At 70.6% G+C, this 26,834-nt stretch carries 26 protein-coding genes; 10 read left to right on the top strand and 16 right to left on the bottom strand.

Annotation, left to right across the window (positions count from 1 at the left end):
- Nucleotides 1-38 precede the first annotated feature (38 nt).
- Complete coding sequence (locus EFA46_RS06895; protein ID WP_123074003.1) at nucleotides 39-911, bottom strand: heme-copper oxidase subunit III; 873 nt, start codon at nucleotides 909-911, stop codon at nucleotides 39-41.
- A 116-nt stretch (nucleotides 912-1,027) separates the two neighbouring features.
- Nucleotides 1,028-1,885, bottom strand: a complete 858-nt coding sequence (gene coxB, locus EFA46_RS06890) for a cytochrome c oxidase subunit II (protein ID WP_123074004.1) — start codon at nucleotides 1,883-1,885, stop codon at nucleotides 1,028-1,030.
- Nucleotides 1,886-1,996: 111 nt separating this feature from the next.
- Here coxB and EFA46_RS06885 point away from each other — a divergent pair, with 111 nt between their 5' ends.
- The 4 genes from EFA46_RS06885 to EFA46_RS06870 all read left to right on the top strand — a co-directional run bounded on the left by EFA46_RS06885 (nucleotide 1,997) and on the right by EFA46_RS06870 (nucleotide 5,965).
- Entirely contained in the window at nucleotides 1,997-3,376 is a 1,380-nt protein-coding gene (locus EFA46_RS06885; protein WP_123074005.1) for a heme o synthase, read from the top strand.
- Between the two features lies 1 nt (nucleotide 3,377).
- Complete coding sequence (locus EFA46_RS06880) at nucleotides 3,378-4,025, top strand: ABC transporter ATP-binding protein (protein ID WP_123074006.1); 648 nt, start codon at nucleotides 3,378-3,380, stop codon at nucleotides 4,023-4,025.
- Nucleotides 4,026-4,107: 82 nt separating this feature from the next.
- Nucleotides 4,108-5,028, top strand: a complete 921-nt coding sequence (locus tag EFA46_RS06875) for an ABC transporter ATP-binding protein (RefSeq protein WP_123074007.1) — start codon at nucleotides 4,108-4,110, stop codon at nucleotides 5,026-5,028.
- Between the two features lie 175 nt (nucleotides 5,029-5,203).
- Nucleotides 5,204-5,965 carry an ABC transporter permease gene (locus tag EFA46_RS06870; protein WP_123077228.1) on the top strand — a complete coding sequence of 254 codons (762 nt, stop codon included), beginning with the start codon at nucleotides 5,204-5,206 and terminating at the stop codon, nucleotides 5,963-5,965.
- Here EFA46_RS06870 and EFA46_RS06865 read toward each other — a convergent pair whose 3' ends face one another.
- Entirely contained in the window at nucleotides 5,966-6,565 is a 600-nt protein-coding gene (locus tag EFA46_RS06865) for a DUF420 domain-containing protein (protein WP_123074008.1), read from the bottom strand.
- Between the two features lie 92 nt (nucleotides 6,566-6,657).
- Here EFA46_RS06865 and EFA46_RS06860 point away from each other — a divergent pair, with 92 nt between their 5' ends.
- A complete protein-coding gene (locus EFA46_RS06860; RefSeq protein ID WP_123074009.1) occupies nucleotides 6,658-7,569 on the top strand; it encodes an alpha/beta fold hydrolase in 912 nt (303 codons plus the stop codon).
- Here the strand turns inward: EFA46_RS06860 and EFA46_RS06855 are convergent, their stop codons facing one another.
- Both EFA46_RS06855 and EFA46_RS06850 read right to left on the bottom strand, forming a co-directional pair.
- On the bottom strand, nucleotides 7,570-7,935 hold the full coding sequence (locus EFA46_RS06855; protein ID WP_123074010.1) for a Zn-ribbon domain-containing OB-fold protein: 366 nt from the start codon (nucleotides 7,933-7,935) through the stop codon (nucleotides 7,570-7,572).
- The gene (locus EFA46_RS06850; RefSeq protein ID WP_123074011.1) at nucleotides 7,932-9,098 is read right to left on the bottom strand and encodes a thiolase domain-containing protein; all 1,167 of its coding nucleotides are present in this window, start codon (nucleotides 9,096-9,098) and stop codon (nucleotides 7,932-7,934) included. The genes EFA46_RS06855 and EFA46_RS06850 overlap by 4 nt, the downstream gene beginning before the upstream one ends.
- 85 nt (nucleotides 9,099-9,183) lie before the next feature.
- Here EFA46_RS06850 and EFA46_RS06845 point away from each other — a divergent pair, with 85 nt between their 5' ends.
- Complete coding sequence (locus tag EFA46_RS06845; RefSeq protein ID WP_123074012.1) at nucleotides 9,184-9,567, top strand: methylglyoxal synthase; 384 nt, start codon at nucleotides 9,184-9,186, stop codon at nucleotides 9,565-9,567.
- A gap of 71 nt (nucleotides 9,568-9,638) precedes the next feature.
- Here the strand turns inward: EFA46_RS06845 and nth are convergent, their stop codons facing one another.
- The 3 genes from nth to EFA46_RS06830 are packed head-to-tail and all read right to left on the bottom strand — an operon-like array spanning nucleotide 9,639 to nucleotide 11,569.
- Complete coding sequence (gene nth, locus EFA46_RS06840; protein ID WP_123074013.1) at nucleotides 9,639-10,454, bottom strand: endonuclease III; 816 nt, start codon at nucleotides 10,452-10,454, stop codon at nucleotides 9,639-9,641.
- A 49-nt stretch (nucleotides 10,455-10,503) separates the two neighbouring features.
- Nucleotides 10,504-11,148, bottom strand: coding sequence for an alpha/beta hydrolase (locus EFA46_RS06835; RefSeq protein WP_123074014.1), 645 nt, complete (start codon nucleotides 11,146-11,148; stop codon nucleotides 10,504-10,506).
- Between the two features lies 1 nt (nucleotide 11,149).
- Nucleotides 11,150-11,569: a DoxX family membrane protein gene (locus EFA46_RS06830; RefSeq protein ID WP_123074015.1), complete on the bottom strand. Its 420-nt coding sequence runs from the start codon at nucleotides 11,567-11,569 to the stop codon at nucleotides 11,150-11,152.
- A gap of 135 nt (nucleotides 11,570-11,704) precedes the next feature.
- Here EFA46_RS06830 and EFA46_RS06825 point away from each other — a divergent pair, with 135 nt between their 5' ends.
- The gene (locus tag EFA46_RS06825) at nucleotides 11,705-12,031 is read left to right on the top strand and encodes a helix-turn-helix domain-containing protein (protein WP_123074016.1); all 327 of its coding nucleotides are present in this window, start codon (nucleotides 11,705-11,707) and stop codon (nucleotides 12,029-12,031) included.
- 88 nt (nucleotides 12,032-12,119) lie between these two features.
- Nucleotides 12,120-13,919, top strand: coding sequence for a S9 family peptidase (locus EFA46_RS06820; protein WP_123074017.1), 1,800 nt, complete (start codon nucleotides 12,120-12,122; stop codon nucleotides 13,917-13,919).
- A gap of 73 nt (nucleotides 13,920-13,992) precedes the next feature.
- Here EFA46_RS06820 and EFA46_RS06815 read toward each other — a convergent pair whose 3' ends face one another.
- The 7 genes from EFA46_RS06815 to proS form a co-directional block, all read right to left on the bottom strand.
- Nucleotides 13,993-14,589 (bottom strand): arsinothricin resistance N-acetyltransferase ArsN1 family B, encoded by a 597-nt coding sequence (locus EFA46_RS06815; protein ID WP_123074018.1) that lies wholly within the window; start codon nucleotides 14,587-14,589, stop codon nucleotides 13,993-13,995.
- Between the two features lie 62 nt (nucleotides 14,590-14,651).
- Nucleotides 14,652-14,888 (bottom strand): hypothetical protein, encoded by a 237-nt coding sequence (locus EFA46_RS06810; RefSeq protein ID WP_123074019.1) that lies wholly within the window; start codon nucleotides 14,886-14,888, stop codon nucleotides 14,652-14,654.
- 37 nt (nucleotides 14,889-14,925) lie between these two features.
- The gene (locus EFA46_RS06805; protein WP_123074020.1) at nucleotides 14,926-15,984 is read right to left on the bottom strand and encodes an NAD(P)-dependent glycerol-1-phosphate dehydrogenase; all 1,059 of its coding nucleotides are present in this window, start codon (nucleotides 15,982-15,984) and stop codon (nucleotides 14,926-14,928) included.
- 74 nt (nucleotides 15,985-16,058) lie between these two features.
- Nucleotides 16,059-17,048, bottom strand: a complete 990-nt coding sequence (locus EFA46_RS06800) for an NAD-dependent epimerase/dehydratase family protein (RefSeq protein ID WP_123074021.1) — start codon at nucleotides 17,046-17,048, stop codon at nucleotides 16,059-16,061.
- A 39-nt stretch (nucleotides 17,049-17,087) separates the two neighbouring features.
- A complete protein-coding gene (locus tag EFA46_RS06795; protein WP_123074022.1) occupies nucleotides 17,088-17,645 on the bottom strand; it encodes a hypothetical protein in 558 nt (185 codons plus the stop codon).
- 55 nt (nucleotides 17,646-17,700) lie between these two features.
- A complete protein-coding gene (gene gltB / locus EFA46_RS06790; protein WP_123074023.1) occupies nucleotides 17,701-22,188 on the bottom strand; it encodes a glutamate synthase large subunit in 4,488 nt (1,495 codons plus the stop codon).
- A gap of 177 nt (nucleotides 22,189-22,365) precedes the next feature.
- Nucleotides 22,366-23,871: a proline--tRNA ligase gene (gene proS, locus EFA46_RS06785; protein WP_123074024.1), complete on the bottom strand. Its 1,506-nt coding sequence runs from the start codon at nucleotides 23,869-23,871 to the stop codon at nucleotides 22,366-22,368.
- A 122-nt stretch (nucleotides 23,872-23,993) separates the two neighbouring features.
- Between proS and EFA46_RS06780 the strand changes: the two genes are divergently transcribed.
- Nucleotides 23,994-24,134 (top strand): hypothetical protein, encoded by a 141-nt coding sequence (locus EFA46_RS06780; RefSeq protein WP_176969844.1) that lies wholly within the window; start codon nucleotides 23,994-23,996, stop codon nucleotides 24,132-24,134.
- A gap of 24 nt (nucleotides 24,135-24,158) precedes the next feature.
- On the opposite strand, the gene EFA46_RS06775 is transcribed toward EFA46_RS06780, so the two are convergent.
- Nucleotides 24,159-24,641, bottom strand: coding sequence for a hypothetical protein (locus EFA46_RS06775; protein ID WP_123074025.1), 483 nt, complete (start codon nucleotides 24,639-24,641; stop codon nucleotides 24,159-24,161).
- Between the two features lie 250 nt (nucleotides 24,642-24,891).
- On the opposite strand from EFA46_RS06775, the gene EFA46_RS06770 reads away from it, so the two are divergent.
- Nucleotides 24,892-26,811 carry a beta-CASP ribonuclease aCPSF1 gene (locus tag EFA46_RS06770; protein ID WP_123074026.1) on the top strand — a complete coding sequence of 640 codons (1,920 nt, stop codon included), beginning with the start codon at nucleotides 24,892-24,894 and terminating at the stop codon, nucleotides 26,809-26,811.
- Nucleotides 26,812-26,834: the final 23 nt, after the last annotated feature.

The following is a 26,834-nucleotide window of genomic DNA, read 5'->3' as shown; positions in this document are numbered from 1 at the left end:
TGGGACGCGGGGATAAGAAGCGTATCGCTCCGAGGACGCTAGAAGGGGCTGAACTCGGTGCCGTAGACGGACCCGATGTAGACGACGGCGACGAGGAACAGCCAGACGGCGTCGACGAAGTGCCAGTACCAGGAGACGGTGGTGACGGAGACGTGGCGGTCCTGGTCGTACTGGCCGCGGAGGGCGCGGACGACGAGGATGCCGATGAGTATCGCCCCGAAGCTCACGTGCATCCCGTGGAGGCCGGTGAGCCCGAAGAACCCGCTCGCGAAGATGCCGGAGGTGAGCGTGAAGCCCTCGTGGACGATGAACTCGTAGTACTCGTAGACCTGCCCGCCCATGAACACGACGCCGAGCAGGAGCGTCACGACGAGGCCCTGCACGAAGCGCTGGTGGTTGCCCTTCTGGAGCTCGTGTTCCGCCCAGTGGATGGTGAAACTGGAGGCGACCAGCAGGAGCGTGTTCAGCACGAGGACGCCGGTGAGGATGCCGCTGTGCGGGAGGTACTCCCCGCTCCATCCGCCGGTGCGGATGAAGAAGTAGTACACGAAGCCGACGGCGAAGGTGGCGATGTCGGTCGCGAGGAACAGGAGCATCCCGAGGCGGAGCGACGCCCCGCCGTTGTGCGAGCCCCGGTCCCAGAAGTCGACGATGAACGCCTGATAGATCCACCCGATCATGCCGGCGATGCTGACGACCCAGCCGCCGACGAAGACGCCGACGCCGATCGTCGGCGACGCGACGAGGTCGGTCGTCCGCGCGACGACGAACAGCGTCGCGCCGAGATACACTAGCGTCAGCCCGAGTGCCGTGAAGAACGGCCACCAGCTCGCCTCGCCGTAGCCGCGCGGCCAGTCGCGGACGGCGGGCAGGAAGTGATGCCCGTGGTCTTCGCTTTCCTCCGTAGCCATATACTCGCGGGTAGCGCGGGACAGACTAAAAAACCTCCCAACTGCGGTCGCGTCTCGGCGGCGACTGCGGCGGCGCTGTCGCTCGACGGGCGTCGAGGGAGACGAGAAGAGAGGGGTTACGCGGCGAGCGCGGGGGCCGTGACGGACTCGGCGGTCGCGTTCGTGTCGGTGGTGTTCGTCTCGGTCGCGTTCGTGCTCTCGTTGGACGCGGACGAGTCACTGCTCGAGCTCTCCGACTGGCTGGCCTGCTGGGCCTGCTCGCTCGCCCACTGGTCGTACTCGCCCTGGTCCATCACGACGACGTCGGCGAGCATGTTCGAGTGGCCGGCGCCACAGAACTCCGCACAGTAGAGGACGTAGGGTTCGTCCTGCACGGCGCTCGGGTCGATCTCGGTCGCGAGGTAGGTGGCGTGTCCGGGGAAGGCGTCCTTCTTCAGTCCGAGCGCGGGGATGTGGACGGCGTGGAGCACGTCGCGCGACGTGATCTTCAGGACGACCTGCTGGTCGGCGGGGAGCACGAGCTTGTTCGAGGTGAAGTTCGTCCCCTCGTGCTGGTAGTGGAACTGCCAGGACCACTGGTAGGAGTCGACGTGAACGACCTCGGTGTCCGGCTCCTCCATCATCTGCTGGTACTGCTGGTCGGAGGCCATGACGTAGGGCGACCCCATCGCGCCGTAGGCGGCGAGACCGACGAACAGCAGGACGACCGCGGTCGCGGCGGTCCACGTGATCTCGAGGCGGCGATTCTCCTGAGTGGGTTTCGCTTCGTCGGCCTTCCGGAACTTCCAGATGGCGTAGAAGAGGATTCCCTCGACGATGATGGTGATGGGGAGTGCGACGGCGAGCAGCAGGTTGCTGACGTTGCCGATGTACTGGTCGGTGATCGAACTCGCCGCGGCGGCCGGATCGACGGCGAATACCACCAGCCCTACCAGCCCCATCGCCAGGACGGACGCGAGCCGCTTCCGGAACATTGCTACGCGACGGTTGGGAGGTGGCGGGCAAATAAGTACCGACTCGGGGTCTGCGGGCGAGTCGGACAGGATAAGTACGCCCCGCCCTAACCGCCGCTAAGAGGTACCCACGTGCGCACGACACGCTCCCGACTCACGCACGCACTCGTCGCCACGGCGCTCGGCGTCTACGCGCTCCTCGTCGTCGGCGCGACGACGGCGCTCACGGGCGCCGCGTCGGCCTGCCAGACGTGGCCGGCCTGTAACGGCCGGTGGTTCGCCCTCTCCTCGTTCGCACTCGAGGTGGTCTGGGCGCACCGCATCGCCGCCGCCGTCGTTGGCCTGCTCGTCCTCGCGACGGCCGCGCTCGCCGTCGTTTCGGACGCCGACAGGCGCGTCCTCGCGTCGGTCGGCGTCTCGCTCGCGCTCTATCCCGTCCAGGTCGGCGTCGGCGCGCTCGCCGCGACCGGCGCAATCGCGTACGTCCCGGCGCTCCATCTCGGTCTCGGCGTCGTCATCTTCGCGGGTCTCGTGCTCGCGCTCGCGTGGACGCTCGAAGCGCAGACCGCGAACGAGCCGTCGGCGGAGTGGGCCGGCGACCCGAAGGGGTCGAGCGGGGGGTCGGAAGCCGACGGCGCGTCGGGCTCCGGCCCGCTCGCGACCGCCCGTGCCTACGTCCGCATGATGAAGCCGCGGCTGATGTGGCTGCTCTGTCTCGTCGCGTCGGCGGGGATGGCGCTCGCGGCCGGCCCCGACCTCTCGGCGCGCACGGTCGGGTTCACGCTGCTCGGCGGCGTGCTCTCCATCGGCGCGAGCGGCACGTTCAACCACGTCCTCGAGCGCGACGTGGACAAGAAGATGAACCGGACGAGCGACCGGCCGCTCGCCACCGAGACGATTCCGAAGCGGAACGCGCTCGCCTTCGGCGGCCTGCTCGCGGCCGCGTCCGTCGCGTCGTTCCTCCAAGTCGGCATGCTCGCGGCGGGGCTGGGTCTCGTCGCAATCATCTTCTACTCGGTGGTGTACACGCTCGTCCTGAAGCCCAACACCGTCCAGAACACCGTCATCGGCGGCGCGGCCGGCGCGCTCCCCGCGCTCATCGGGTGGGCGGCGGTGACGGGGACGCTCGGGGTGCCCGCGCTCGCGCTCGCGGGCGTCATCTTCCTCTGGACGCCCGCGCACTTCTACAACCTCGCGCTCGCCTACCGCGACGACTACGAGCGCGGCGGCTTCCCGATGATGCCCGTCGTGCGGGGCGCGGCAGTGACGCGAAAGCACATCGTCGGCTGGCTCGGCGCGACGCTCGTCGGCGCGGCGGCGCTCGCGGGCGTCACGGACCTCGGCTGGCTCTACGCGGTGACCGTCGTCGCCGTCGGTGCGGTCTTCCTCTGGGCGGTCGTCCGCCTCCACTACGAGCGCGACCGCCCGGCGGCGATGCGCTCGTTCCACGCGTCGAACGCCTTCCTCGGGGCGACGCTCCTCGCGGTCGTCCTCGACGCGCTCGTGATCTGAGATGGCGACCGCCACCCGCCGCCTCCCGTCGCCGGACACCGGGACGCTCCTCGCGTGGGCGGCGATACTGAACGCGGAGATACTCCTCACGCTCGTCTACGTCGTGCTCTCCTCGGGGACGCCGACGAACCCACTCACCTACGTCTACCCGTGGGTGTGGCTGAACGTCGCGGGGTGGGCGGTCGTGCGGGCGCGCCCGACGCCGACGTCGCGGCGGATGCGCTGGCTCGCGGCCGCTGTCGGCGTCGCGTACTTCTTCGTCGTCGCCTACGCGGGCGGGCTCTACCACCTCTCCGGGTCGGCCCTCGGGCTCTCCGTCCACTGGCTCCCGCCGGGGTGGGGGCCGACGCTCGTCTACAGCGCGGCGGAGGCGACGGTGGTGGTGATGCCGTTCAAGCTCGTGGGGTACGCGGCGCTCGCCTACCTCGTCTCCGTGACGGTGCGCGACGCCTCGGCGTCCGCGCTCTCGGGCGTCCTCGGCCTCGTCTCTTGCGTCTCCTGTACGTGGCCGGTCCTCGCGACGGTCGCCACGGGGCTCTTCGGGAGCGCGTCGGCGCTCACGTCGGTCGCGATGACGCGCGCGTACGGCATCTCGACGGTCGTGTTCGTCGTCTCCGTGCTCGCGCTCTCGTGGCGGCCGACGCGCTGACCGCGCGGACGCGATGCACTTGTACGGCTCGCCTCGTCCCGGAAGCGGAAGCGTTACCGAGCGCCGTCGCGGACGGCTGTGCATGGCGCCGGTCATCGTCGCCGACGACGTGTACGAGAGCTACGGCGACACCGTCGCGCTCGACGGGGTGTCGCTCGCCGTCGAGGCGGGCGAGGTGTTCGCGCTCATCGGGCCGAACGGTGCCGGGAAGACGACGCTCACGCGCTGTCTCACGGGCACGCGTACGCCGGACGGCGGGAGCGTCTCCCTCCTCGGCGAGCCCCCAGGGGAGTCCGCGCGCGAGCGCCTCGGCTTGCTCCCGCAGGACTTCACACCCCCGGAGCGCTTGACGCCGCGCGAACTCGTCGCGTACTACGCCGGCCTCTACGACGACGCGCGCGACCCCGAGGCCCTCCTCCGCGAGGTCGGGATGGACCCCGCCGTCGACACCTGGTACGAGTCGCTGAGCGGCGGGGAGAAGCGCCGGACGTGCGTCGCGGCGTCGCTCGCGAACGAGCCGGACGTCCTCTTCGTGGACGAGCCGACGACGGGAATCGACCCGGCTGGCCGGCGCGCGCTCTGGGACGTCTTCGAGGCGCTCGCCGACGCGGGGACGACCGTGTTCCTCACGACGCACTACATGGCGGAGGCCGAGCGGCTCGCGGACCGCGTGGGACTGCTCGCGGACGGCGAGCTCGTCGCGACGGGCACGCCCGACGAGCTCGTCGCGGCCTACGGCGGCGCGCAGTACCTCGCCGTCGAGACGACCGCCGACCCCGGTGCGTTCGACGGCATCGGCTACGACGTCGAGCGCGCGGACGGCGAGGTGCGCGTCCTCGACGTCGCGCCGGAAGCCATCGGGGACGTCGCCGCCTCCCTCGACGCGCGCGGCGTCGCCTTCGACGCGCTCTCGTGGAGCGAACCCGACCTCGAGGACGTCTACCTCCGCCTCGCGGACGACCCGAGCGTCGTCGAGGCCGACGAAGAGGAGGTGGTGGCGTGAGTAGCGCTGGACGCCGTCCAGCTAACTCACACTCGCCACCGTGGGTGGCTCGCGTGAGTTACGCGGCAACCGCAGGGCGTTCACGAGACGGCGACGCCGTCTCGTTCGCCAACCGGAACGCTGTGCGTTCCGGTGGCGGCCGCGAAACTGCGAACGCGCGACCGGGGGGATGCGCGTGAGCCGCTCCGGGCGTATCGCGGCGGAGGTCGGCGCGGCCTACAGGTCGTTCGTTCGCCGGCGCGTCGCGGTCTTCTTCACGTTCTTCTTCCCAATCCTGCTCATCGCCATCTTCGCGGGTCTCGTGCGGACCGGCGGGGGCGGCACCGGGCTCTTCAGTCAGCCGCCGGGTTACTACGTCCCGGCGTACCTCGCCGTCGTCGTGCTGTTCACGCCGCTCTCGCGACTCGGGAGCGAGGTCGCGCGCTTCCGCGAAGGCAACCGCTTCGAGAAGCTCTCGGCGTCGCCGATGACGCGCTGGGAGTGGCTGCTCGCGCAGACGCTCGTGAACGCCGCGCTCATCGCGCTCGCGTGCGCCGTCCTCCTCGGCCTGCTGGCTGCGACGGGCGCGTCGTTCCGGCTCTCGCCGTGGCTCGTCGCCTTCGTGCCGACGGCGTCGGTGCTCTTCTGTGGCGTGGGTGCGATGCTCGGGTCGCTCGCGGACAGTCAGGACGGCGCGATAACCGCGTCGAACGGTGTCGCGCTCCCCCTGCTGTTCCTCTCGAACACCTTCCTCTCTCCCGCATCGCTCCCGTCGTGGTTCCGGCCGGTCACGGACCTCTCGCCGCTCAGCTACTTCGCGTACGGGGTGCGCGCGGCGACCTACCCGGGGAACCACGCGGGGTGGCCGGGGTCGGTCGCGGCGAACTACGCCGTCCTGTTCGTCCTCGCGGTGGTCGCGTTCGCCGTCGGCGCGTGGCTCATCCCGTGGACGGAGTGATCAGCGGGGCACCCACGAGTAGACGTGGTTCAGGAGCCAGTAGGTGACGACGCCGAGCGCGAGGCTGAGCGACCAGGACGCGACGGCGAGCTTGCCGGCGAGCGGGTGGTCGGTGTCGGGGAGCTCGGCGACGTCGTGCGAGAGGCCGAGGACGACCGCGTGGACGACGACGGGGACGGCGAGCGCGCTGAGGAGGATGTGGATGGCGAGCATCGCGAGGTAGAGCGGGTGGACGACGCCGGCGTACGCGGCGAGGAACTGGCCCTGTTCGATGACGATCTCCTTCTCGAAGCCGCCGCCGACCTTCCAGAGGTAGGCGACGAGGAAGAGGAGGATGAGCGCGAACGCCGTGAGCATCGCGGCGCGGTGGGCGCGTATCCGCCCGCGCTTCACGAAGTAGTAGCCGAGGAGGAGCGCGCTGAGCGCGCACGTGTTGATGACGGCGATGGCGTCGGAGAGCAGGAGGACGGTCTGCTCGCCGATGGCGGGGAAGACCGGGAGGACGCCGGCGAACGTCCCGAGGACGAGCGCGTAGCCGACGGCGGAGACGACGGCGGTGACGCGGCGCGGGTGTGCGTGGGCGTAGCCGCGAATGGTCATACGCGTCCGTTCCCGCGCCCGGCCCTTATGGTGTGCGATTGGCGCGGTGCGCCGGCACAACGCCTAACCGCTCGGCGGGCGACGCGAGAGGCATGAGCCTTCGGAAGACGGTCGCCGGCCTCATCGGTGCGGGCGCCGCGACGGTCGCCGCTGACGGACTGCTCTCCGCGCTCGCCGGACCGCTCGGCCCCGCCCTCCCCGGGCGACAGGAGACGGTCCGCTGGCGCGGCTTCGACGTCGCGTACGCGGAGGCGGGCGACCCCGACGACCCGGACGTCCTCCTCCTCCACGGCGTCCACGCCGCCGCCTCCTCACGCGAGTTCCGCGGTGTGTGGGACGCGCTCGCCGAGGAGTACCACGTCGTCGCGCCCGACCTCCCCGGGTTCGGCCGCAGCGACCGCCCGCCGGTCACGTACACGTCGGCGCTCTACGAGGCGTTCGCCGCCGCGGCCATCGAGCGCCTCGACGACCCGGCGGTCGTCGCGTCCTCGCTCACGGGGTCGTACGCCGCGATTGCGGCCGGGGACGCGGACGTGTCGCGTCTCCTCCTCGTCTGCCCGACCGCCGACACGGCCGCGCGACGCGAGTGGCTGTGCGACCTCTTCCGCGCGCCCGTCGTCGGGCAGGCGGCCTTCGACTGCCTCGTCTCGAAGCCGTCGCTCCGCTACTTCGACGCGCGCGAGGCGTACGCCGGCCCCGTCCCCGACGGCGTCGTCGACTACCAGTGGACGAGCGCGCACCAGCGGAACGCGCGCTTCGCGCCCGCGTCCTTCGTCGGCGGACTCCTCGACCCCGCCCTCGACCTCGGCGCGGAGCTCGACGCGCGCGACGTCCCGGTGACGCTCGTCTGGGGGCGCGAGGCGACGACGACCCCGCTCTCGCGGGGGCGCGAGCTCGCGGAGGAAGCGGACGCCCGCCTCGTCGTCCTCGACGACGCGAAACTCCTCCCCCACGACGACCACCCCGAGCGGTTCCGGGCGGCGGTCGCGGGCGACCTCCCCTGACTACTCGAAGCGGAGGTGGCGCTCGTCGCCGGCCGTCCCGACGCCGAGCGTCACGTCGTCGCCGCGAGCGAGGCCGTCGAGGGCGGCCGCGCGCACGTGGCCGGTGAGTCGAACCGGCCCGAAGCGCGCGATGGCGAGGCCGTACGGCGTCTCGTCGGCGAACGCGGGCGGTCCGACGTGAACGGTCGTGACGGCGCGAACCGTCCCCGTCTCCGGGAGCGCCTCGCGTTCGAGCGCGCGCGACCCGCACTCGGGGCAGACCGTTCGCGGCGGGAGGGAGCCGTGGCCGTTCGCGCAGACGAGGCAGAACCCCGCGCCGTTCGCGACGGCGTCGAGGAGGTCGTCGGACGTGGCCGCGTCGGTCATTCCGCCACCTCCAGGACGTGGACGACGGCGCTCGCCACCGTCCCACCGGCGTTGTGCGCGAGGGCGACGTCCGCGTCGGGCACCGTGTCGGCGTTGTGGTGGTCGCCGCGCAAGAGTTTCGTGAGTTCGGCGATCTGACTCGTCCCCGTCGCGCCGACCGGGTGGCCCTTCGCCTTCAGACCGCCGGAGAGGTTGACGGGGAGGCGCCCGTCGCGCGTCGTCTCGCCCGCGCGCGCCGCGCCGATGGCGTCGCCGTGCCCGTAGAAGCCGAGCGCTTCGAGCGCGAGCACCTCCGCGATGGTGAAGCAGTCGTGGACCTCCGCGACGTCGACGTCGGCGGGCGTGACCCCCGCGTCCGCGTAGGCGGCTTCGGCGGCCGCGCCCGCGGCGGGCGTCCGCGCGAGGTGCGTGCGGTCCGCGAGCGCGAGGCGGTCCCCGCCCTGCCCGGACCCCGTCACCGCGACTGGCGCCTCGACGTCGTGGTCGGCGACGTACGCCTCGCTCGCGAGGACGACCGCGCTCGCGCCGTCCGTGATGGGGCAGGCGTCGAGCAGGCCGAGCGGGTCCGCGACCGGCGGGGCGTCGAGCACGTCCGCGACGGTGACCTCGCGCTGGAACTGCGCGTGCGGGTTCCCCATCGCGTTCGCGTGGTTCTTCACGGCGACGTGCGCGAGGTCCTCGCGCGTCCCGCCGTACTCGCCGAAGTAGGCGTCCGCCATCAGCGCGTAGACGCCGGGGAACGTCGCGCCGGCGCGGCCCTCCCAGAGTTCGTCGGCGGCCGACGCGAGCGCCTCGGTGGTGTGTGCGGTGTCGAGGTGCGAGAGGCGTTCGGCGCCGCCCGCGACGACGACGTCGGCGTCCCCGGCGCGGACCGCGCGGACGGCCTCCCGGAACGCCACGCCGCTGGACGCGCACGCGGCCTCGTAGCGCGTCGCCGGCGCGTCCACGCCGAGGGCGTCGGCGGCGAGCGGGCCCGCGTGGCCCTGCCCCTCGACCGCCTCGCCCGCGAAGTTCCCGTACGCGACGAACTCGACGTCCGCGTTCGGGACGCCGGCGTCCGCGAGCGCGCCCGCACCGGCCTCCGCGAAGAGGTCGCGACTCGCCCGCTCGGGCTGCTTCCCGAACTGCGTCGATCCGACCCCGGCCACGCGCACAGGATGCATACTGGCGTCTTCGACGCGTGGGGTGAAAAAACGCGGCGGCGCGGGCGTCCGCTAGCTTCTTGGGCGTCCTCCGTGGACTGTCGGTATGCGTATCGCACTCATCGCACACGACGAGAAGAAGCCGGACCTCATCGACTTCGCACAGAGCCACGAGGAGCGCCTGCAGCAGTTCGACCTCATCGGCACCGGCACGACGGGCAAGCGCATCATGCAGGAGACGGACCTCGAAGTGGAGCGCAAGGCCTCCGGGCCGCTCGGCGGCGACATGATGATCGGCGCGGAAGTCGCGGAGGGCGACTGCGAGGCCATCATCTTCATCCGCGACGTCCTCACCGCCCAGCCCCACGAACCCGACATCTCCGCGCTGTTGCGCATCTGCGACGTCCACGACATCCCGCTCGCGACGAACATCGCGTCCGCCGAGCACGTCATCGACGGCCTCGCCGAGGAGATCGGTGCGGACGAGTAACGTAGTTCTGAGCGTGGCGAAGAACCACGGGGAGACGAGCGGGGAGGGACGAGCGAAGTGACGGCGCCGCGTCAGTCCGCGGCCTCGCTCGGGTCGACGACGTCACCGGTGGCGGGGTAGACGCCGACCTGCTCGCAGAGGTCGGTCATCGGGCAGGCCTCGGGGTCGTCGAGGCACGCCGGCGTTCGCGCCGTGCAGAAGTCGCGGCCGAACTGGATCATCGCCGTGTGCCCGAAGCCGCATTTCTCGGCCGGAAGGTCGGCTTCGATGGCCTCGCGGACGCCCTCGTGGTCGGCGTCCGGCGGCGCGAACCCCATGCGGCGCGCGATCCGGTGGACGTGCGTGTCGACGGGGAAGACGCCGTCGCGCCCGCCGGCGAAGAGGAGGACGCAGTCGGCGGTCTTCGGGCCGACGCCCTTCATGTCGAGGAGGGCGGCGCGCACCTCCTCAGAGTCGGCGTCGCGGACGAACTCGTCGAACGCGTCGGCGCCGCCGTACTCCGTGCGGACGCGCTCGGCGAGCCTGATCAGCGTCTCCGACTTCTGGTTGTAGAGGCCCGCCGAGGAGATGGTCTCGGCGAGGTCGGGCTGGTGGGCGTCCGCGAGCGCGTCCGCGAGGTCGCCGTCCCCGTCGCCGTAGCGCGCCATCAGCGAGTCGTGGGCGGGCTGGCTGGCCGTATCGGTGGTGTTCTGCGAGAGGACGGTGCGGACGAGGCACTCGAAGGCGTCCCGGCCGCCGTAGGTCTTCTGCCAGTAGCGCTCGCCGAGGCGGTCGACGACGCGCTCGACGAGCGGGGCCTCCGGGTGGTCGCTGGACGCGAAAGCGCGCTCGGTGCCGCCGCCGGCCGCGCCGCCGGAGATGTTCTCGGCGGGTTCGTCGTCGCTCATGCGCGGGGGTTGGCCGGCCGACGGTAAAAGCGGGGCGGCCCGGCGCTGGCTACTCGCCGAGGCCGTTCACGATGTCGTTCACGGCCTCGATTTCGTCCTCGAAGATGCCGTGCGGGGCGTCCGGGTAGATGCGTTCGTCGATGTCCGCGCCGAGGTCGCGGAGGACGTCGGTGGTCGCGTGCACGCGCTCCTCGGGGATGTGGGGGTCGGAGTCGCTACAGCCGACGAACGCGGGCGTGCCGTCGAAGTCGCCGCCGTAGCGCTCGCGCTCGACGGCTTCGCCGATGAGGCCGCCGGAGAAGGCGGCGAGGCCGCCGTAGCGCTGGGCGTGTCGGGCGGCGTACTCGGTTGTGAGGCAGGCCCCCTGACTGAAGCCGAGCAGGAGGACGTTCTCGGCACCGATGCCGGCGTCCGCGAGTCGGTCGAGCGCGCGAGAGAGGACGCCGAGCGCGGAGTCGAGGTGGGGCTGGTTCGCGTCGGTCGCGGCCAGGAACGACTGCGGGTACCACGTCCGGTTCGCGGCCTGCGGGGCGAGGTAGGCGACGTCGTCGCGCTCGAACTCCTCGGCGAGGCCGAGGACGCTCTGCGCGGTGGCGCCGCGGCCGTGAATCAGGACGGCGCCGACGTCGGCGTCCTCGGGGTCGGCGCCCGCGGTCGCGAACCTGGCGTCGGCGTGCGGGTCGTCGGCGCTCATCTCAGAACACCCCCACGCCGAGGGCGTACGGCCACGCGGTGCCGCCGACGGAGAGGAGGAGGAGCGCGCCGCCGGCGAGGCCGACGTTCTTCAGGAACGATGTCTGCTCGTCCTGCGCCTGCTCGGCGGGCGCGGCCCAGAAGTCGTGGATGGTGACCGCGGAGACGAGCAGGAAGAGCGCGAGGCCGCCCGACGCGAGGACGGGGAACGCGCCGACGACGACGGCGAGGCCGCCGAGGACGAGCAGTCCGCCGGAGGCGAGGACGCCCGCCTTCGGGGCGGGGACGCCCTTCGAGCCGGCGTAGTCCGCGAGGTAGTCGGCGGCCTGGAAGTGGTTGAGCCCCATGTAGGCGAGGACGAGTCCGAAGAGGACGCGGCCGACGAGGAAGAACTCGGCGGCGAGCGGCGTCTCGAACGCCATCAGGCCGACACCTCGTCGGCGGCGCTGTCGGTCGGGTCGTCCGTCGCTTCGGGAGCGGCTGGTTGTGTCACGATACCTGGTACGATAGTGAACTACTTAACGGCTCGCGGACGTAGACGTCAGTAGGTAACACCCATGTCAGTAGACACAGAGGCGGACGCGCAGGTCGGCGAGGCGTGCGCGGTCGTCGACTCCCTCCAACTCGTCGGCTCGCAGTGGCGCCTCCTCGTCCTCCACGACCTCCAGGAGGGCGAGAAGCGCTTCAACGAGCTGAAGCGCTCGACGGACGCGAACGCCCGCACGCTCTCGCGCGTCCTCGACGACCTCGGCGAGGCCGGCCTCGTCTCCCGGCGCGTCGAGGAGGACGCCCCGGTCGCCACCTACTACACGCTCACGGAGAAGGGCGAAGCCCTCTGCCCGGTCTTCGACGAGATCGAGTCGTGGGCGGACGAGTGGCTGTAGGGGGCGGCCGCGACGCGGCCAAGCGCACGACGCGGCGTGCGAGGCGCACCGCCGGAAGCTCTTTCGACGCGCCCGCACACCAGCGAGTATGGCCTACGACATCGAGCGGTACCTGAACGTCCGGAGCGCCGGCGGCCCCTCCTTCGGTCCCGACGGCCAGCTCGCGTTCGCGATGGACACGACGGGCGTCCGGCAGGTCTGGCGCCTCGACGGTCCGCGCGAGTGGCCGGCGCAGCTCTCCTTCCACGAGGAGTCCATCGGCTTCGCCTCCTACTCACCGACGCGCGACGAGCTCGTCTTCGGGATGGACCGGGGCGGGAACGAGAAGACCCAGCTCCTCCGGCTCGCCGGGGACGGGAGCGAGGAGGTCGCGCTCACCGACGACCCCGAGAGCATCCACCAGTGGGGCGGCTGGAGCCACGACGGCGAGCGCATCGCCTACACCGCGAACCGCCGCGAGGAGGGGAGCTTCGACGGCTACGTCCAAGCCCGTGACGAGCACGGCGAGGCCGCCGAGTTGGTCTTCGACGGCCGCGAGAAGGACTGGCTCACCGTCGCGGGGTGGAGTCCCTCGGACGACCGGCTGGTCTTCCACGAGATGCACTCGAATCGCGACCACGACCTCTACGTCTGCCACCTCGACGCCGGCGACGTCACGCACCTCAGCGCCGGCCACGACGGCGAGGTCCGCTACGGCTCCGTCGCGTGGGCGCCCGACGGCGAGACGCTCTACGTGACGAGCGACCACGACCGCGACACGCTCGCGCTCTTCGAACTCGACCCCGTGACGGGCGCGCTCTCCGCGATCGAGGAGGGCGGCGAGTGGAACGTCTCCTCGGTCGCGGTGGACGCCGACTCGGGGACGATGGCCGTGGTTCGGAACGTCGAGGGCTACAGCGACCTCACGCTCTACGCTCTCGACGCCGACGGCGGGCGGCGAGAACTCGCCGACCCCGACCTCCCGGAGGGCGTCCTCATGGGGCTCTCCGTCGGCCCCGACGGCGAGCGCGTCGCCGCCGCCGTCTCCGCGCCGACGGAGAACACGAACGTCCACGTCCTCGACGTCGAGAGCGGGGCGAGCGAGCGCTGGACGGACGCCTCCACGGCAGGTATCCCGACGGAGACCTTCCGCGAGCCCGAGCTCGTCCACTACGAGAGCGTCGACGGGGAGCGGATTCCGGCGTTCCTCACGCTCCCCGACGGCGACGGCCCGCATCCCGTCATCGTCGACATCCACGGCGGCCCGGAGTCACAGCGCCGCCCCTACTTCCTCGCCCTCCGCCAGTACTTCGTCGCGAACGGCTACGCGGTCTTCGAGCCGAACGTCCGGGGTTCCTCGGGCTACGGGAAGCGCTACATGAACCTCGACGACGTCGAGAAGCGCATGGATTCGGTGGCCGACATCGACGCTGGCGTCGAGTGGCTCACCGCGCGCGGCGACGTCGACCCCGAGCGCATCGTCGCCTACGGGGGTTCCTACGGGGGGTTCATGGTGCTCGCCGCGCTCACCGAGTACCCCGAGCGCTGGGCGGCGGGCGTCGACGTCGTCGGCATCGCGAACTTCGTCACCTTCCTCGAGAACACCGGGGAGTGGCGCCGCGAGCACCGCGAAGCCGAGTACGGCAGCCTCGAAGAAGATAGAGAATTCCTCGAGGAGATCTCGCCCATCAACAACATCGACTCGATCAGAGCCCCCCTCCTCGTGCTGCACGGCGCGAACGACCCGCGCGTCCCCGTGGGCGAGGCCGAGCAGATCGCCGAGGAGGCCGCCGAGCACGTCCCCGTCGAGAAACTCGTCTTCGAGGACGAGGGCCACGGCTTCTCCAAGCTCGAGAACCGCATCACCGCCTACCGGAAAGTCGTCGAGTTCCTCGACGAGCACGTCTGAGGCGGCGCGCGAGAGGAGTTTCTTCGATACGTGAGTGATGCATCCTCGACGCGCGGGCGGCGAGCGTCGGCCGTCACTCCACCGAGAGGTCGCCCGCCGCGAGCGCGTCGTTCCACGCCGCGCGCTCGCGGAGCTCGAAGAGCGGCGTGGGGGCCTCGGGCTCCGCCGGGTGCTCGCGGAGCGCGAGCGACCACCAGCCGACGTCGTGCCACTCGCCGTGCTTGTACCCCATCCGCTCGAAGGTACCCTCGCGCTCGAAGCCGAACGACTCGTGAATCGCGGCGCTCGCGGGGTTCGGGAGCGTCACGACGCCGTAGACGGTCACGTAGCCCTGCCGTCGGAGGAGCCCGAGCAGGGCCTCGTAGAGCGCGCTCCCGATACCCGAGCGGTGGGCGTCGCGCTCGACGTAGAGCGAGCTCTCGACCGACCACTGGTAGGCGACGCGCTCGCGGACCGGGCCGGCGTACGCGTAGCCGACGACGTCGCCGTCCGCCTCGGCGACGAGCCACGGGTAGTCGTCGAGTTTCGAGCGGATGCGCTCGCGGAGGGCGGCGACGGACGGCGGCTCCGCGTCGAACGTGATGGCGGTCTCCTCGACGTACGGGGCGTAAATCCGCCGGATCGCCGCGGCGTCCGCCGCCTCGGCGAGCCGGAGTCTCACGTCGCTCATACCGGCGGGAGACGGGCGACGCCCAAGCGCACTTCGGTCCGTCGGCGGCCGACGAACGGGCGTCAGCGCAGCGCCGCGACGCGCGGTCGGACCTGATCGCGAGCGACGAGGTACGCGACGGTGATGGCGACGAGGCCGAGCACGGTCGCCCAGACGCCGATGGGGAGCCGGCCGCTCTCGGCGGCCAAGAGCGCGAAGCGTTCGAGGGCGAGGCCGCCGACCGAGAGGAGGAGAGTTCCGAGACCGAAGACGGCGAGTTCGAGGAGTTCGGGGAGCGATTCGAGGAGTGGCGTGACCATGCCTCCCGTCGCCGCGCGGTCGTTGTGAGTCTTTCCCTCAGAGCACGCCCGTCTTCGTCGCGGCCTCGACGGCGGCCTCGCGGCTCAGGCCGTCGCCGAGGATGGTGTAGCGGTCGCGGATCTCGTGGGCGGTCGTGAGCGCCTCCAGCAGTTCGTCCTCGCCGACCCCGAGGTCGGCGGCGGTCGTCGGCGCGTCGAGCGAGGCGAGCGCGTCCCGAACCGCCGTCCAGTCGCCGCGCTCGCCGCTGTGCAGGTATTCGGTGACGATGGCGGCGACGCCGACCTGGTGGCCGTGGAGGGCCTTCCCGGGCGCGATGCGGTCGAGCTGGTGGCTGATGAGGTGCTCGGCGCCCGACGCGGGCCGCGAGGAGCCCGCGATACTCATCGCGACGCCCGAGGAGACGAGCGCCTTCACCACCATCCACGAGGACTCCTCGAGACCCGGCCGGATGCTGTCCGCGCGCTCGACGAGCAGCTCCGCCGTCATCTCCGAGAGCGCCGCCGCGTACTCGCTGTACTCGACGTTCTTCAGGCGGTTCGCGAGCCGCCAGTCCTTCACGGCCGTGTAGTTCGAGATGATGTCCGCACAGCCCGCCGTCGTGAGCTCCCACGGCGCCTGCGCGAGCACGCTCGTGTCCGCGATGACGGCGAGCGGCGGGTCCGCCGCGACGCTGTGGCGGGTGTCGCCCTCCGGGACGGAGCCGCGCCCGGAGACGATGCCGTCGTGGCTCGCGGCCGTCGGGACGGAGACGAACCCGAGTTCGCAGTGGTCGCTCGCCATCTTCGCGATGTCGATGGCCTTCCCGCCGCCGACGCCGACGAGGTAGTCGGCCCCGGCGGACTCGGCGGCGTCGATGACGGTCTCGACCGCGTCGAAGCTCGCTTCCTCGACCTCGACGAGCGCGGGGTCGACGCCCGCGTCCTCGTACTGCGCGACGATCTCGGCGGCCGCCACCTCGCGCGGCGTCGGGCTCGTGACGATGAGCGGCCGCCCGCGGAGGTGCGTGTCCGCCACCACCTCGCGGACGTCCCCGAGGACGTCGTGGCCGACGACGACGTTCCGCGGGAGCTTGATCCAGGACGTCTTCGTGAACATATCGGCGTGTCGGCGTCGGGCGACAAAGCGGTTGTCCTCCGCGACGCCCACCCCGAGACCCGCGCGGCCGAGCGCTAGATCGTCTCGAGGACGCCGATAACCGTCTCCTCGGCCGCCCGCTCCGGGCCCTCCGACTCGCCCGTCCGGTCGGCGTCGCGGTGGTCCGAAACGGTCCGCGCCATCGCCTCCTCGACGGGCGTGGACTCCCAGCCGAGCGCTTCGAGCTTGTGCGTATCGAGGAGGTGGGGGGCCGGCCGATAGAGCGGGAACGACCCGAGCGAGAGGCCGGCCGTCGAGAGCTCGCGGTCGCTCGCGTGGACGATATCGACCTCGGTGTCGAGGCAGTCGGCGGCGAGTTCGACGGTGTCCTCGAGCGTGAGCGCGTTCCGGTCGCCGACGTTGTACGCCTCGCCGGGCGTCCCCTCCTCGGCGACGACGCGGAGCGCGGATGCGACGTCCTCGACGTAGACGCGCTGCCAGAGGTTCGTCCCGTCGCCCGGCACCACCACCTCGTCGTACTCGTTCACGCGGTGGAGCCAGTAGTCGAGGCGCTCCGAGTAGTCGTGCGGGCCGTAGACGACCGTCGGGCGGACGGCCATCGCGGGCGCGCCGCGCTCGGCCGCCCGGAACACCATCCGGTCGCCCTCCGCCTTCCGGTTCCCGTAGGTCTCCGGCGAGTCGTCCGCCGCCTGGTCGGCCGAGCACTCCCGGAGCGGCGTCACGCCCTCGCGCTTGGGCACGTCGTCGACCGCGTACGACGCGCCCGAGGAGACGTAGACGTAGGCCTCGACATCCGCGAATATCTCCGTCGCCTTCCGCACGTCGCGGGGCTGGTAGGCGACGCAGTCGATGACGACGGCCGGCTCGACCTCGCGTTTCGCCGCGAGCAGCTCGCGGTCGTTCGCCCGGTCGCCCTCGTAGTGGTGGACGTCCGGGTGGTCGCTGAACGGGTTCGCGTGCTCCCCGCGATTGAACACGGTCACCCGGTAGTCGTGCTCGAGGAGCTCCGCGACGGTGTGGCGGCCGATGAACCGCGTGCCCCCAACGACGAGTGCGCTCTGCATACCCGCTCTGAGTCGCCACGCCCCGAAAGAAGTAGCGGGTCAGCGCACCCGGAAGCGCGCGACGTACGCCGTCCGGGCCTCGCCGACGGCGACGACGCTGAACGCGTACGTGCCGGCCTCGAGGTCGAGCGGCCCCGCGACGACCGTGCCGTTCGGCGCCGAGTGCGAGCCACCGACCTGTAGCTCCCAGACCCGCGATTCGCCGGGCGCGAGCGTGAACCAGGGCTGTATCACCGCGTCCGGCGCGACGCGCTCCCATCCCTCGTCGGCCTCGCGGTGGAGCGCCCAGTCGTAGGGGTTCAACCCGAGCGAAACCCGCGAGCCGTTCGTCAGCGTGAAGCGCAGCGTCCCCGGCGCGGCGACGTCGGCGCGTGAGGGCGCGAGCACGACGGGTGCGTCCGCGGGCGCCGTCGCCGCACAGACCGTCTCGTCCGCGTCCTCGCGAAGCGACGGACAGCCCGAGAAGCCGGGGGGCGTCGTGGTCGTCTCGTCCGTCGTCGCCTCGTCGGGCGCATTCGACGCACCCGTACAGCCGGCGAGCGTGCCCACGACACCGAAGCCGAGCGCGGCGAGCGTGCGGCGTCGCGTCTGGTTCATACTCCGGGAGACGCGAGGCGGCGAGAAAGGGGTTCGGTGGACGAAAACGCGCGTTTCAGTCCGCCCGGGCGTCCGCCTCGGCCTCGCGGGCGGCGGGCGCGGGAAGCGACTTGCGCGCGTCGCTCTCCGGGCGCTCCTCGATGGCGGCCGCGTACGCGTCCGGCATCACCTTCACGAAGTCCGAGCGCGCCGCGCTCCACGTCTCGAGGAGCTCCTCGGCCCGGCTGGAGTCCGTGTAGCTGCGGTGGTTCGAGACGAGCCGCCGGAGCATCGCCTCGTCCTGCTCGGTGAGCTCGGACTCGAGCGTCACCATGCCGGTGTTGGCCTTCTCCGCGAGCTCGTCCTCGGGGTCGTAGACGTACGCGACGCCACCGCTCATCCCGGCCGCGAAGTTCCGACCCACCTCGCCGAGCACCGCGACGACGCCGCCCGTCATGTACTCACAGCCGTGGTCGCCCACGCCCTCGACGACCGCCTTCGCGCCCGAGTTCCGGACGCCGAAGCGCTCGCCGGCGACGCCGTTCACGTAGAGCTCGCCGTCCGTCGCGCCGTAGAGCGCGACGTTCCCGATGAGCGTGTTCGCCGAGGGGTCGAAGGGCGCGTCGCTCGGCGTGTTCACGACGATCTTCCCGCCGGAGAGGCCCTTCCCGACGTAGTCGTTCGCCGCGCCCGTGATGTTCAGCGAGACGCCGGACGCGAGCCACGCGCCGAAGGACTGCCCGGCGATGCCCTCGAGGTCGAGCGACACCGTGTCGTCCGGGAGACCGTCGCCGCCGTGCGCGTTCGAGACCGCGTTCGAGAGCACGCCGCCGACCGCCCGATCCACGTTCGTCACGTCCATCGAGAGGGAGACGTCCTCGCCGGCCTCGATCTCGTCGCCGACCTCCTCGAGGACGTCCCAGTCGAAGTGCTCGTCGTGCTCGGTGTCCTGCTCGCGCGTCCGGTAGCGGTCGTCGTTCGGGACGGGGTCCGCGATGACGCGGTCGAGGTCGACGCTGCGGGCTTTCGGGTGGTCGACCTCGCGCTGGCCGAGCAGGTCGGTGCGCCCGACCATCTCGTCCACGCTCGTGAAGCCGAGCTCCGCCATGATCTCGCGGAGCTCCATCGCGATGAACGTCACGAAGTTCACGACGTGCTCCGGCTGGCCGGGGAAGCGCTCGCGGAGCTTCTCCGCCTGCGTCGCGACGCCGACCGGGCAGGTGTTCGCGTGACACTGCCTCGCCATCACGCAGCCGGAGGTGACGAGGCTCGCGGTGCCGAACGCGAACTCCTCGGCGCCGAGGAGGGCGCCGACAGCGACGTCGCGGCCCGTCTTCAGGCCGCCGTCCACGCGGAGGGTGACGCGCGAGCGCAGCCCCGTCTCGCGGAGGAGCTGGTTCGCCTCCGCGAGGCCGAGCTCCCACGGGAGGCCCGCGTGCTTGATCGACGTCTTCGGCGACGCGCCCGTCCCGCCGGAGTGCCCGGAGATGTGGATGCAGTCCGCCTTCGCCTTCGCGACGCCCGCCGCGATGGTGCCGATGCCCGCCTCGGAGACGAGCTTCACGTGCACGCGGGCGTCCGGGTTGCCCGAGCGAAGGTCGTAGATGAGCTGCTTCAGGTCCTCGATGGAGTAGATGTCGTGCTGTGGGGGCGGGCTGATGAGGCCGACGCCCGGCGTCGAGCACCGGACGCCCGCGATCATCTCGTTCACCTTCGAGCCGGGGAGGTGGCCGCCCTCGCCGGGCTTCGAGCCCTGTGCCATCTTGATCTGGAGGTCCTCGGCCTCGGAGAGGTACTCGGAGGTGACGCCGAAGCGCCCGGAGGCGACCTGCTTGATCTTGCACTCGCGCTCGGTGTTGAAGCGCTCGGGGGGCTCGCCGCCCTCGCCGGTGTTCGCCTTCGCGCCGATGGAGTTCATCGCCTTCGCGTTGTTCTCGTGGGCTTCGGGGCTCAGGCTCCCGAGGCTCATCGCGGCCGTCGAGAAGCGCTCGACGATCTCCTCGACCGGTTCGACCTCCTCGAGGGGGACGCTCTCGCGCTCCTCGGTCTCGATGTCGATGAGGCCGCGCAGCGTCTGGAGCTGCTTCGTCTGGTCGTCGATGAGCTCGGAGAACTCGCCGAACTGCTCGTAGTCGTCCGCGCGGACGGCGGCCTGCAGGGCGTTCACCGTCTGCGGGTTCCACTGGTGGAAGCGGCCGTTCGAGGTGTTCGTGAACTCGCCCTGCCGCTCCAGGCTCGGCTCCTCCTCGCCCTCGCCGAAGCCCTGCTCGTGGCGCTCGCGGAGGTCTTCCTCGATCTCCTCGAGGCCGATGCCGCTCGTCTTGTTCGGGGTGCCCGAGAAGTACTCGTCGACGAGGTCGGTGTCGAGACCGACCGCCTCGAAGATCTGCGCGCCACGGTAGGACTCCACCGTGGAGATGCCCATCTTCGACATGACCTTCAGCAGGCCCTGTTCGAGGGCGTCGACGTACGTTTCGACGGCCTCCGTGTCGTCCATGCCGTCGGGGCCGGCGGTGATGTCCGTCACCGTCTCCATCGCGAGGTAGGGGTTGACCGCGCCCGCGCCGTAGCCGACGAGCGTCGAGAGCTGGTGGACGGTGCGGGGGTCGCCGGACTCGACGACGAGGCCGGCGCGCGTGCGCAGGCCCTCGCGGACGAGGTGGTGGTGGACGGCGCTCGTCGCGAGCAGGCTCGGGATCGCGAGTCGCTCAGCGCCGACCTCGCGGTCGGAGAGGACGACGATCTCCGCGCCGTCGCGAATCGCGGCCTCGACGTCCGCGCGAACGCGCTCGACGGCGGACTCGAGGTCCGTCTCGGGGTCGTAGGTGATGTCGACCGTGACGTCCGGGACGTCCGCGTCCCGCACGCGGCCGAGGTCGTCGTCCGTGAGGACGGGCGAGTCGAGGACGACCTGCGCGGCGTGCTCGGGGGACTCGCCGAGGAGGTTGCGCTCGCGGCCGAGGCGGGTCTCCAGCGAGGTGACGACGTCCTCCCGGATGTAGTCGATCGGCGGGTTCGTCACCTGCGCGAAGAGCTGTCGGAAGTAGCTGAACAGCGGGAGGTTGAACTTCGAGAGCACCGCGAGCGGGGTGTCGTCGCCCATCGAGCCGACGGGGTCCTTCCCGGCCTCCACCATCGGCTCGAGGACGTCGTTCAGGTCGTCCTGCGTGTAGCCGAAGGCGGCCTGGCGCGCGCGGAGCGCGTCCCCGTCACCGGACGGGAGCGGGTCGTCGGCGTGGCCCTGATAGCGCGTCTGTTGCTCGTCGACCCACTCGCCGTACTTCTCGTCGGTGAGGTCGTCGAAGACCTCGTCGTCCGGGATGACGCGGCCCTCCTCGGGGTCGGCGAGGAAGAGCTGGCCCGGCTGGAGGCGCCCGCGCTTCGCGACGTCCTCCGCGTCGGTCTCGATTGCGCCGGCCTCGCTGCCCATGACGAGCGTGTTGTCCGTCGTGACCTCGTATCGACACGGGCGCAGGCCGTTGCGGTCGAGGGCGGCTCCGACGCGGTCGCCGTCGGTGCCGACGACGAGGGCGGGGCCGTCCCACGGCTCGACGAGCGAGGCGTGGTAGTCGTACCAGTCGCGTCGCTCGTCGGCCATCGCCTCGTCGCCCTGCCACGCTTCGGGGACGAGCATCCGGAGGGCGTGCGGGAGGTCGCGACCGCCCTGCATGAGGAGTTCGAGGGCGTTGTCGACGCTCGCGGTGTCCGACTGGTCGGGGTCGGGGATGACCGGGCGGACCGTGTCGAGTTCGTCCTCGCTGAAGCGCTCGCTCTCGATGTCGGCCTCGCGGGCGCGCATCCAGTTGACGTTCCCCTTGATGGTGTTGAACTCGCCGTTGTGGACGATGTTCCGGTAGGGGTGTGCGAGATGCCACGCGCCGAGGGTGTTCGTGGAGAAGCGCGCGTGCACGAGGACGAACGTCGAGGCGAGACGCTCGTCCTGCAGGTCGAGGTAGTAGTCCCGAACCTGGTCGCCCTTCAGGAGGCCCTTGTAGACGAGGGTCTGTCGGTCGAGGGAGCAGACGTAGAAGCGCTCGTGGTCGACGGTCTTCTCGATGGCTCGGCGCCCGACGTAGAGCGCGCGGTCGAACTCCTCGTCGCTGATCGGTTCCTCGGGGGTGACGAAGACCTGCGCGACGTGAGGCTCGGAGTCGAGCGCCGTCTGTCCGAGGTCGGCGTTGTCGGTCGGGACGTCGCGCCAGGCGACGACGTCGAGGCCGTGCTCGGCGAGGGCGTCCGCGACCGCGTCCGTGCACTCGGACCGCTCGTCGGCGTCCTGTGGGAGGAAGAGCGATCCGACGGCGTACGTCTCGGGAAGGTCGAGTTCGTCCTCGAAGAAGGAACGCGGCGTCTGCAGGAGGATGCCCGCACCGTCGCCGGTCTTCTTCTCCGCACCGGTCGTGCCGCGGTGTTCGAGGTTCGCGAGGAGGTCGAGACCGTCGGACACGACGTCGTGGCCGCCCTGATCGTCGAGGTCCATCACGACCCCGACACCGCAGTTCGAGCGTGCCTCGGCCGGGTCCGCGAGGCGCCGGCCGCCGCTCCGTGCGTCGTACTCAGTCATTGTGACTGGAAGACACACCTCGGTGCATAAAACACCTTCCATCAAAGCCTTAGGCCATATTACCACAGCCTTAGTCAATATAAGGAAGTATTACTACTGAAAACGTCTGCCCGAGCGGTGGCGCCGCTCTCAGTTCTCGGCGGGGGAAACGAACGCGAAAAACGTGCGGGTTCGCCGTCAGTACGACTGCGCGAAGTAGGCGGTCTCGACCGCCGGTTCACCACAGACCGTACAGTCGTCACCCGCCTCGTGAATCGCCTCCGCACGGTGGTCGTTCGCGCGGTGCTCGCCCGCCGCGTCGGACTCCTCGAGCGGGACCGCGACGATCTCCGCGTGGACCTTCTCCTTGATCGCCTCCTCGCAGGCCTCGTCGCCACACCACGGCGTGCGGACGTAGCCACCGTGCTGGCCGATGGTCCCCATGATCTCCTCGGGGCTGTCGGCCTCCCGAACGTTCTCTTCGAGGGTCTCTTCGGCGGCCGCGTAGAGCTTCGCGAACACCGTATCGAGGTGGTCCTCGACGTCCTCGACGAGCGTCGCCCGGTCCGTCGTCTCCTGTTCGCCGTCGGGGCGGTGGACGGCCGTGACCTCCTCGTCCTCGACCTCGTTCGGGCCGATTTCGAGGCGGAGGGGGACGCCCTTCAGCTCCCACTCGTTGTACTTGAACCCGGGGTTGCGCCCGTCGCGGTCGTCGAGGTGGACGCGGACGCCCGCCTCCTCGAGCTCGGCGGCGATTTCGGCCGAGTACTGGAGGACGTCCTCCTTCGTCTCCTCCTGCCAGATGGGGACGATGACGACCTGCTCGGGCGCGACCGTCGGCGGCAGCACGAGCCCCTGGTCGTCCGAGTGCGTCATGATGAGCGCGCCGAGCGCGCGCCACGAGAGCCCCCACGAGGTCGTGTGCGCGACGCGCTCCTCCTCGTCCTCGTCGCTGAAGGTGAGGTCGAAGGCCTCCGCGAACGACTGGCCGAGGTAGTGGGAGGTCCCCCCCTGCACGGACTTCCCGTCCGGCATCAGCGCCTCGACCGTCGTCGTGGTGTCCGCGCCCGGGAACTTGTCGTGGTCGGGCTTCGCGCCGCGCATCACCGGCATCGCGAAGACCTCCTCGTAGAGGCGCTGGTACTGGTCGAGGCGCGTCAGCGTCTCCTCCCACGCCTCGTCCTCGCTCTCGTGGGCGGTGTGGCCCTCCTGCCAGAGGAACTCCTTCGTGCGGAAGAACGGCTTCGTGTCCGTCGCCTCCCAGCGGACGACGCTACACCACTGGTTGAGCCTGAGGGGGAGGTCGCGGTGCGAGCGCACCCACTGCGCCATGTAGGGCGCGATGATCGACTCGGAGGTCGGCCGGACGGCGAGGCGCTCCTCGAGCTCGTCGTGGCCGCCCTGCGTCACCCACGCGACCTCGGGGTCGAAGCCCTCGACGACGTCCTTCTCGCGTTCGAGGTAGCTCTCCGGGATGAACAGCGGGAAGTAGGCGTTGTCGACGCCGGTCTCGTCGAACCAGCCGTCGAGGTTCTCCTGCACGCTCTCCCAGAGGCTGTACCCGCGCGGGCGCGTGACGATGAACCCGCCCATCCCCTCGGGGCCGTAGCTCGCGAGTTCGGCCTTCTCGACGACCTCGGCGTACCACTCGCCGGGGTTGTACTCCTTCTGCTCGGTGATGCCGAGCTCCTGGTCCTCGCTCATGCCCCGAACGAAGCCGACAGCGGCCTTAAATCTCCTGAAGGGCGCCCGATATTCTGCCACGAACACAAAGCATATCCGTGGGAGATAGTCTTAAGTGGCATGCCACCTCATACCATGATGTAATGGGAGACACGAAACGCGGTCGCGAGCGGAAAGGGACGGGCAAGCGTCAGCAGCGTCGCGAGCGTGAAGTGTACCGTGAGCTCCGAGCGGACGAGGAGCCGCCGGAGCCCGAGAGCGCGGAGCTCTCCATCGGCGACTAGTCCCGACCGCCACGGCCCTGCTTCTCACCCCTCCTCGAAGGGGTTCGGTCGCTCACGCCACTCCCACCCCGGGAGTCGCGTCTGGACGCCCGCCGCCAGCGCCGCGTCCAGGTCGTCGAGGCCCGCCCGCTCGCGGGTGTCCGCGACCGCCGCCACGTCCGCGTAGTGGAACGTCGCCTCCGCGAGCAGCCGGAGGGGTTGCTCGCCCGCGAGCACCCCCGCGAGCTCGCGGCCCAGTAACTCGTCCACCACGAACCCCGGGTAGTCCTCGTGGACGTCGAGTTCGCGCAGGCACATCGCGAGGCCCGCGACGTTCACCGCGCGGTCGCCGTCCGCGAAGACGGCGTCAATCGCATCCCGGTACTCCCCGGCCGTGATCGATGCCACCTCGGCGTCGAAGGCCGCGCCGAGCTCCGCGCGCACCGCGTTCACCACCGGCACCACGGCGTCCGCGCGCTCCCGGAGGCGGTCGTGCTCCTCGCGTACCGTCGTCGGCGTCACGTCCATACGGTCGTCTCGCGCGGCCCACCGCCGTCTACCTTGCGAAGGTCTTTTATAACCTGACGGGTATAGTGGCGAGCAAGCGGGTTTTCCACGACTGCTACCCCGCGGAGTCGCCGGACACCGTCCGACGACCCTCCGCTCTCACTACGATGACATCCCTCGGCCAGTCCCTGACGATTCGACGCGCGGCCGGTAGTGCGCTCCGCGACGTCGACGCCACGGGACGCTCCGACGAAGCCCGCCACGTTACACTATGAGCTCCGTAGACAAACAACTCGAGGAACTCCAAGAGACGATCACAGACGAAGTACCGCCCGACATCTCCGTTACCGAGGTCAAGTACGAGGGCCCGGAACTCGTCGTCTACACCCGCGATCCGAAGAAGTTCGCGGAGAACGGCGACCTCATCCGACGCCTCGCCTCCAAACTCCGCAAACGCATCACCGTCCGGCCCGACCCGGACGTCCTCTCGCCGCCGCGCGACGCCCGCGAGGAGATCATGGACGTCGTCCCCGAGGACGCCGGCGTCAGCGACCTCGACTTCCACGAGGACACCGGCGAAGTCGTCATCGAGGCCAGCAAGCCGGGCATGGTCATCGGACGACACGGTTCGACGCTGCGCGAGATCACGCAGCGCGCCGGCTGGACGCCCGAAGTCGTCCGCACGCCCCCCATCGAGTCCTCCACCGTCCGGAACGTCCGGAACTTCCTGAAGACCGAGCGCGAGGACCGCCGCGATATACTGGAAAAAGTGGGCCGGCAGATCCACCGCCAGGAGATGTCCGACGACGAGTACGTCCGCATCACCACGCTCGGTTGCTGTCGCGAGGTCGGGCGCGCGAGCTTCATCCTCAGCACGCCCGAGACCCGCATCCTCATCGACTGCGGGGACAAGCCCGGGAGCGAGGACGAGGTTCCCTACCTCCAGGTCTCGGAGGCGCTCGGCGCCGGCGCGAACACCATCGACGCCGTCGTCCTCACGCACGCCCACCTCGACCACTCCGCGCTCATCCCGCTCCTCTTCAAGTACGGCTACGACGGCCCCATCTACTGCACGGAACCCACTCGCGACCTGATGGGCCTGCTCACCCTCGACTACCTCGACGTCGCCTCGAAGGAGGGGCGGACGCCGCCCTACGACTCCGAGATGGTTCGGGAGGCCATCAAGCACTGCATCACCCTCGAGTACGGCGACGTCACCGACATCGCGCCCGACGTCAAGCTCACGTTCCACAACGCCGGGCACATCCTCGGGAGCGCCGTCTCGCACTTCCACATCGGCGACGGCCTCTACAACGTCGCCTTCAGCGGCGACATCCACTACGAGGACACCCGCCTGTTCAACGGTGCCGTCAACGACTTCCCGCGCGTCGAGACGCTCGTCCTCGAGTCCACCTACGGTGGGCGGAACGACTACCAGACCGACCAAGAGGACTCCGAGCGCAAGCTCATCGAGGTCATCAACGAGGCCTACGAGCGCGGCGGCAAGATCGTCATCCCGGCGTTCGCCGTCGGGCGCTCGCAGGAGCTCATGCTCGTCCTCGAGGAGGCGATGCGCAACGACAAGATCCCGACCATGCCCATCCACCTCGACGGCATGATCTGGGAGGCCACCGCCATCCACACCACCTACCCCGAGTACCTCCGGGACGACCTCCGGGACCGTATCTTCCACGAGGACGAGAACCCCTTCCTCGCCGAGCAGTTCAACCACATCGACGGCGGCGAGGACGAGCGCATGGACGTCGCCGAGGGCGAGGAGTGCATCGTCCTCTCCACGTCCGGGATGGTCACCGGCGGCCCCATCATGTCGTGGCTCGAACACCTCGGCCCGCAGGAGGACAACCAGATGATCTTCGTCGGCTACCAGGCACAGGGCACCCTCGGCCGGCGCATCCAGTCCGGCTGGGACGAAATCCCCGTCGGCGGCTCCGGTGGGCGCACCCAGCACCTCCAGCTCAACATGGACGTCGCGACCGTCGACGGCTTCTCCGGCCACGCCGACCGGCAGGGCCTCGAGAACTTCGTGCGCACCATGAACCCGCGCCCCGAGAAGGTGTTGTGCGTCCACGGCGACGAGCGCTCCACGCAGGACCTCTCGAGCGCGCTCTACCACGACTACAACATGCGAACGTTCGCTCCGAAGAACCTCGAGACCTTCCGCTTCCTTTAGATTTGCTGCGAGCGGGGTCGCGC

Source organism: Halarchaeum sp. CBA1220 (assembly GCF_003721175.2).
Classification (GTDB): Archaea; Halobacteriota; Halobacteria; order Halobacteriales; family Halobacteriaceae; genus Halarchaeum; species Halarchaeum grantii.
The sequence above is the reverse complement of the archived record's forward strand: the minus strand, read 5'-3'. Positions and strand labels throughout refer to the sequence as shown.

Bases quoted from the DNA above. Each gene is read 5' to 3' on its own strand.
- EFA46_RS06855 (WP_123074010.1), bottom strand. From the start codon at position 7,935: ATGACCGACGCGGCCACGTCCGACGACCTCCTCGACGCCGTCGCGAAC.
- EFA46_RS06825 (WP_123074016.1), top strand. From the start codon at position 11,705: ATGTCAGTAGACACAGAGGCGGACGCGCAGGTCGGCGAGGCGTGCGCG.
- EFA46_RS06810 (WP_123074019.1), bottom strand. From the start codon at position 14,888: ATGGTCACGCCACTCCTCGAATCGCTCCCCGAACTCCTCGAACTCGCC.
- EFA46_RS06820 (WP_123074017.1), top strand. From the start codon at position 12,120: ATGGCCTACGACATCGAGCGGTACCTGAACGTCCGGAGCGCCGGCGGC.
- EFA46_RS06895 (WP_123074003.1), bottom strand. From the start codon at position 911: ATGGCTACGGAGGAAAGCGAAGACCACGGGCATCACTTCCTGCCCGCC.
- EFA46_RS06845 (WP_123074012.1), top strand. From the start codon at position 9,184: ATGCGTATCGCACTCATCGCACACGACGAGAAGAAGCCGGACCTCATC.
- gltB (WP_123074023.1), bottom strand. From the start codon at position 22,188: ATGACTGAGTACGACGCACGGAGCGGCGGCCGGCGCCTCGCGGACCCG.
- EFA46_RS06850 (WP_123074011.1), bottom strand. From the start codon at position 9,098: ATGCATCCTGTGCGCGTGGCCGGGGTCGGATCGACGCAGTTCGGGAAG.
- EFA46_RS06865 (WP_123074008.1), bottom strand. From the start codon at position 6,565: ATGACCATTCGCGGCTACGCCCACGCACACCCGCGCCGCGTCACCGCC.
- EFA46_RS06795 (WP_123074022.1), bottom strand. From the start codon at position 17,645: ATGAACCAGACGCGACGCCGCACGCTCGCCGCGCTCGGCTTCGGTGTC.
- EFA46_RS06880 (WP_123074006.1), top strand. From the start codon at position 3,378: ATGGCGACCGCCACCCGCCGCCTCCCGTCGCCGGACACCGGGACGCTC.
- EFA46_RS06770 (WP_123074026.1), top strand. From the start codon at position 24,892: ATGAGCTCCGTAGACAAACAACTCGAGGAACTCCAAGAGACGATCACA.
- EFA46_RS06830 (WP_123074015.1), bottom strand. From the start codon at position 11,569: ATGGCGTTCGAGACGCCGCTCGCCGCCGAGTTCTTCCTCGTCGGCCGC.
- proS (WP_123074024.1), bottom strand. From the start codon at position 23,871: ATGAGCGAGGACCAGGAGCTCGGCATCACCGAGCAGAAGGAGTACAAC.
- EFA46_RS06780 (WP_176969844.1), top strand. From the start codon at position 23,994: ATGGGAGACACGAAACGCGGTCGCGAGCGGAAAGGGACGGGCAAGCGT.
- EFA46_RS06775 (WP_123074025.1), bottom strand. From the start codon at position 24,641: ATGGACGTGACGCCGACGACGGTACGCGAGGAGCACGACCGCCTCCGG.
- nth (WP_123074013.1), bottom strand. From the start codon at position 10,454: ATGAGCGACGACGAACCCGCCGAGAACATCTCCGGCGGCGCGGCCGGC.
- coxB (WP_123074004.1), bottom strand. From the start codon at position 1,885: ATGTTCCGGAAGCGGCTCGCGTCCGTCCTGGCGATGGGGCTGGTAGGG.
- EFA46_RS06860 (WP_123074009.1), top strand. From the start codon at position 6,658: ATGAGCCTTCGGAAGACGGTCGCCGGCCTCATCGGTGCGGGCGCCGCG.
- EFA46_RS06805 (WP_123074020.1), bottom strand. From the start codon at position 15,984: ATGTTCACGAAGACGTCCTGGATCAAGCTCCCGCGGAACGTCGTCGTC.
- EFA46_RS06835 (WP_123074014.1), bottom strand. From the start codon at position 11,148: ATGAGCGCCGACGACCCGCACGCCGACGCCAGGTTCGCGACCGCGGGC.
- EFA46_RS06800 (WP_123074021.1), bottom strand. From the start codon at position 17,048: ATGCAGAGCGCACTCGTCGTTGGGGGCACGCGGTTCATCGGCCGCCAC.
- EFA46_RS06875 (WP_123074007.1), top strand. From the start codon at position 4,108: ATGGCGCCGGTCATCGTCGCCGACGACGTGTACGAGAGCTACGGCGAC.
- EFA46_RS06815 (WP_123074018.1), bottom strand. From the start codon at position 14,589: ATGAGCGACGTGAGACTCCGGCTCGCCGAGGCGGCGGACGCCGCGGCG.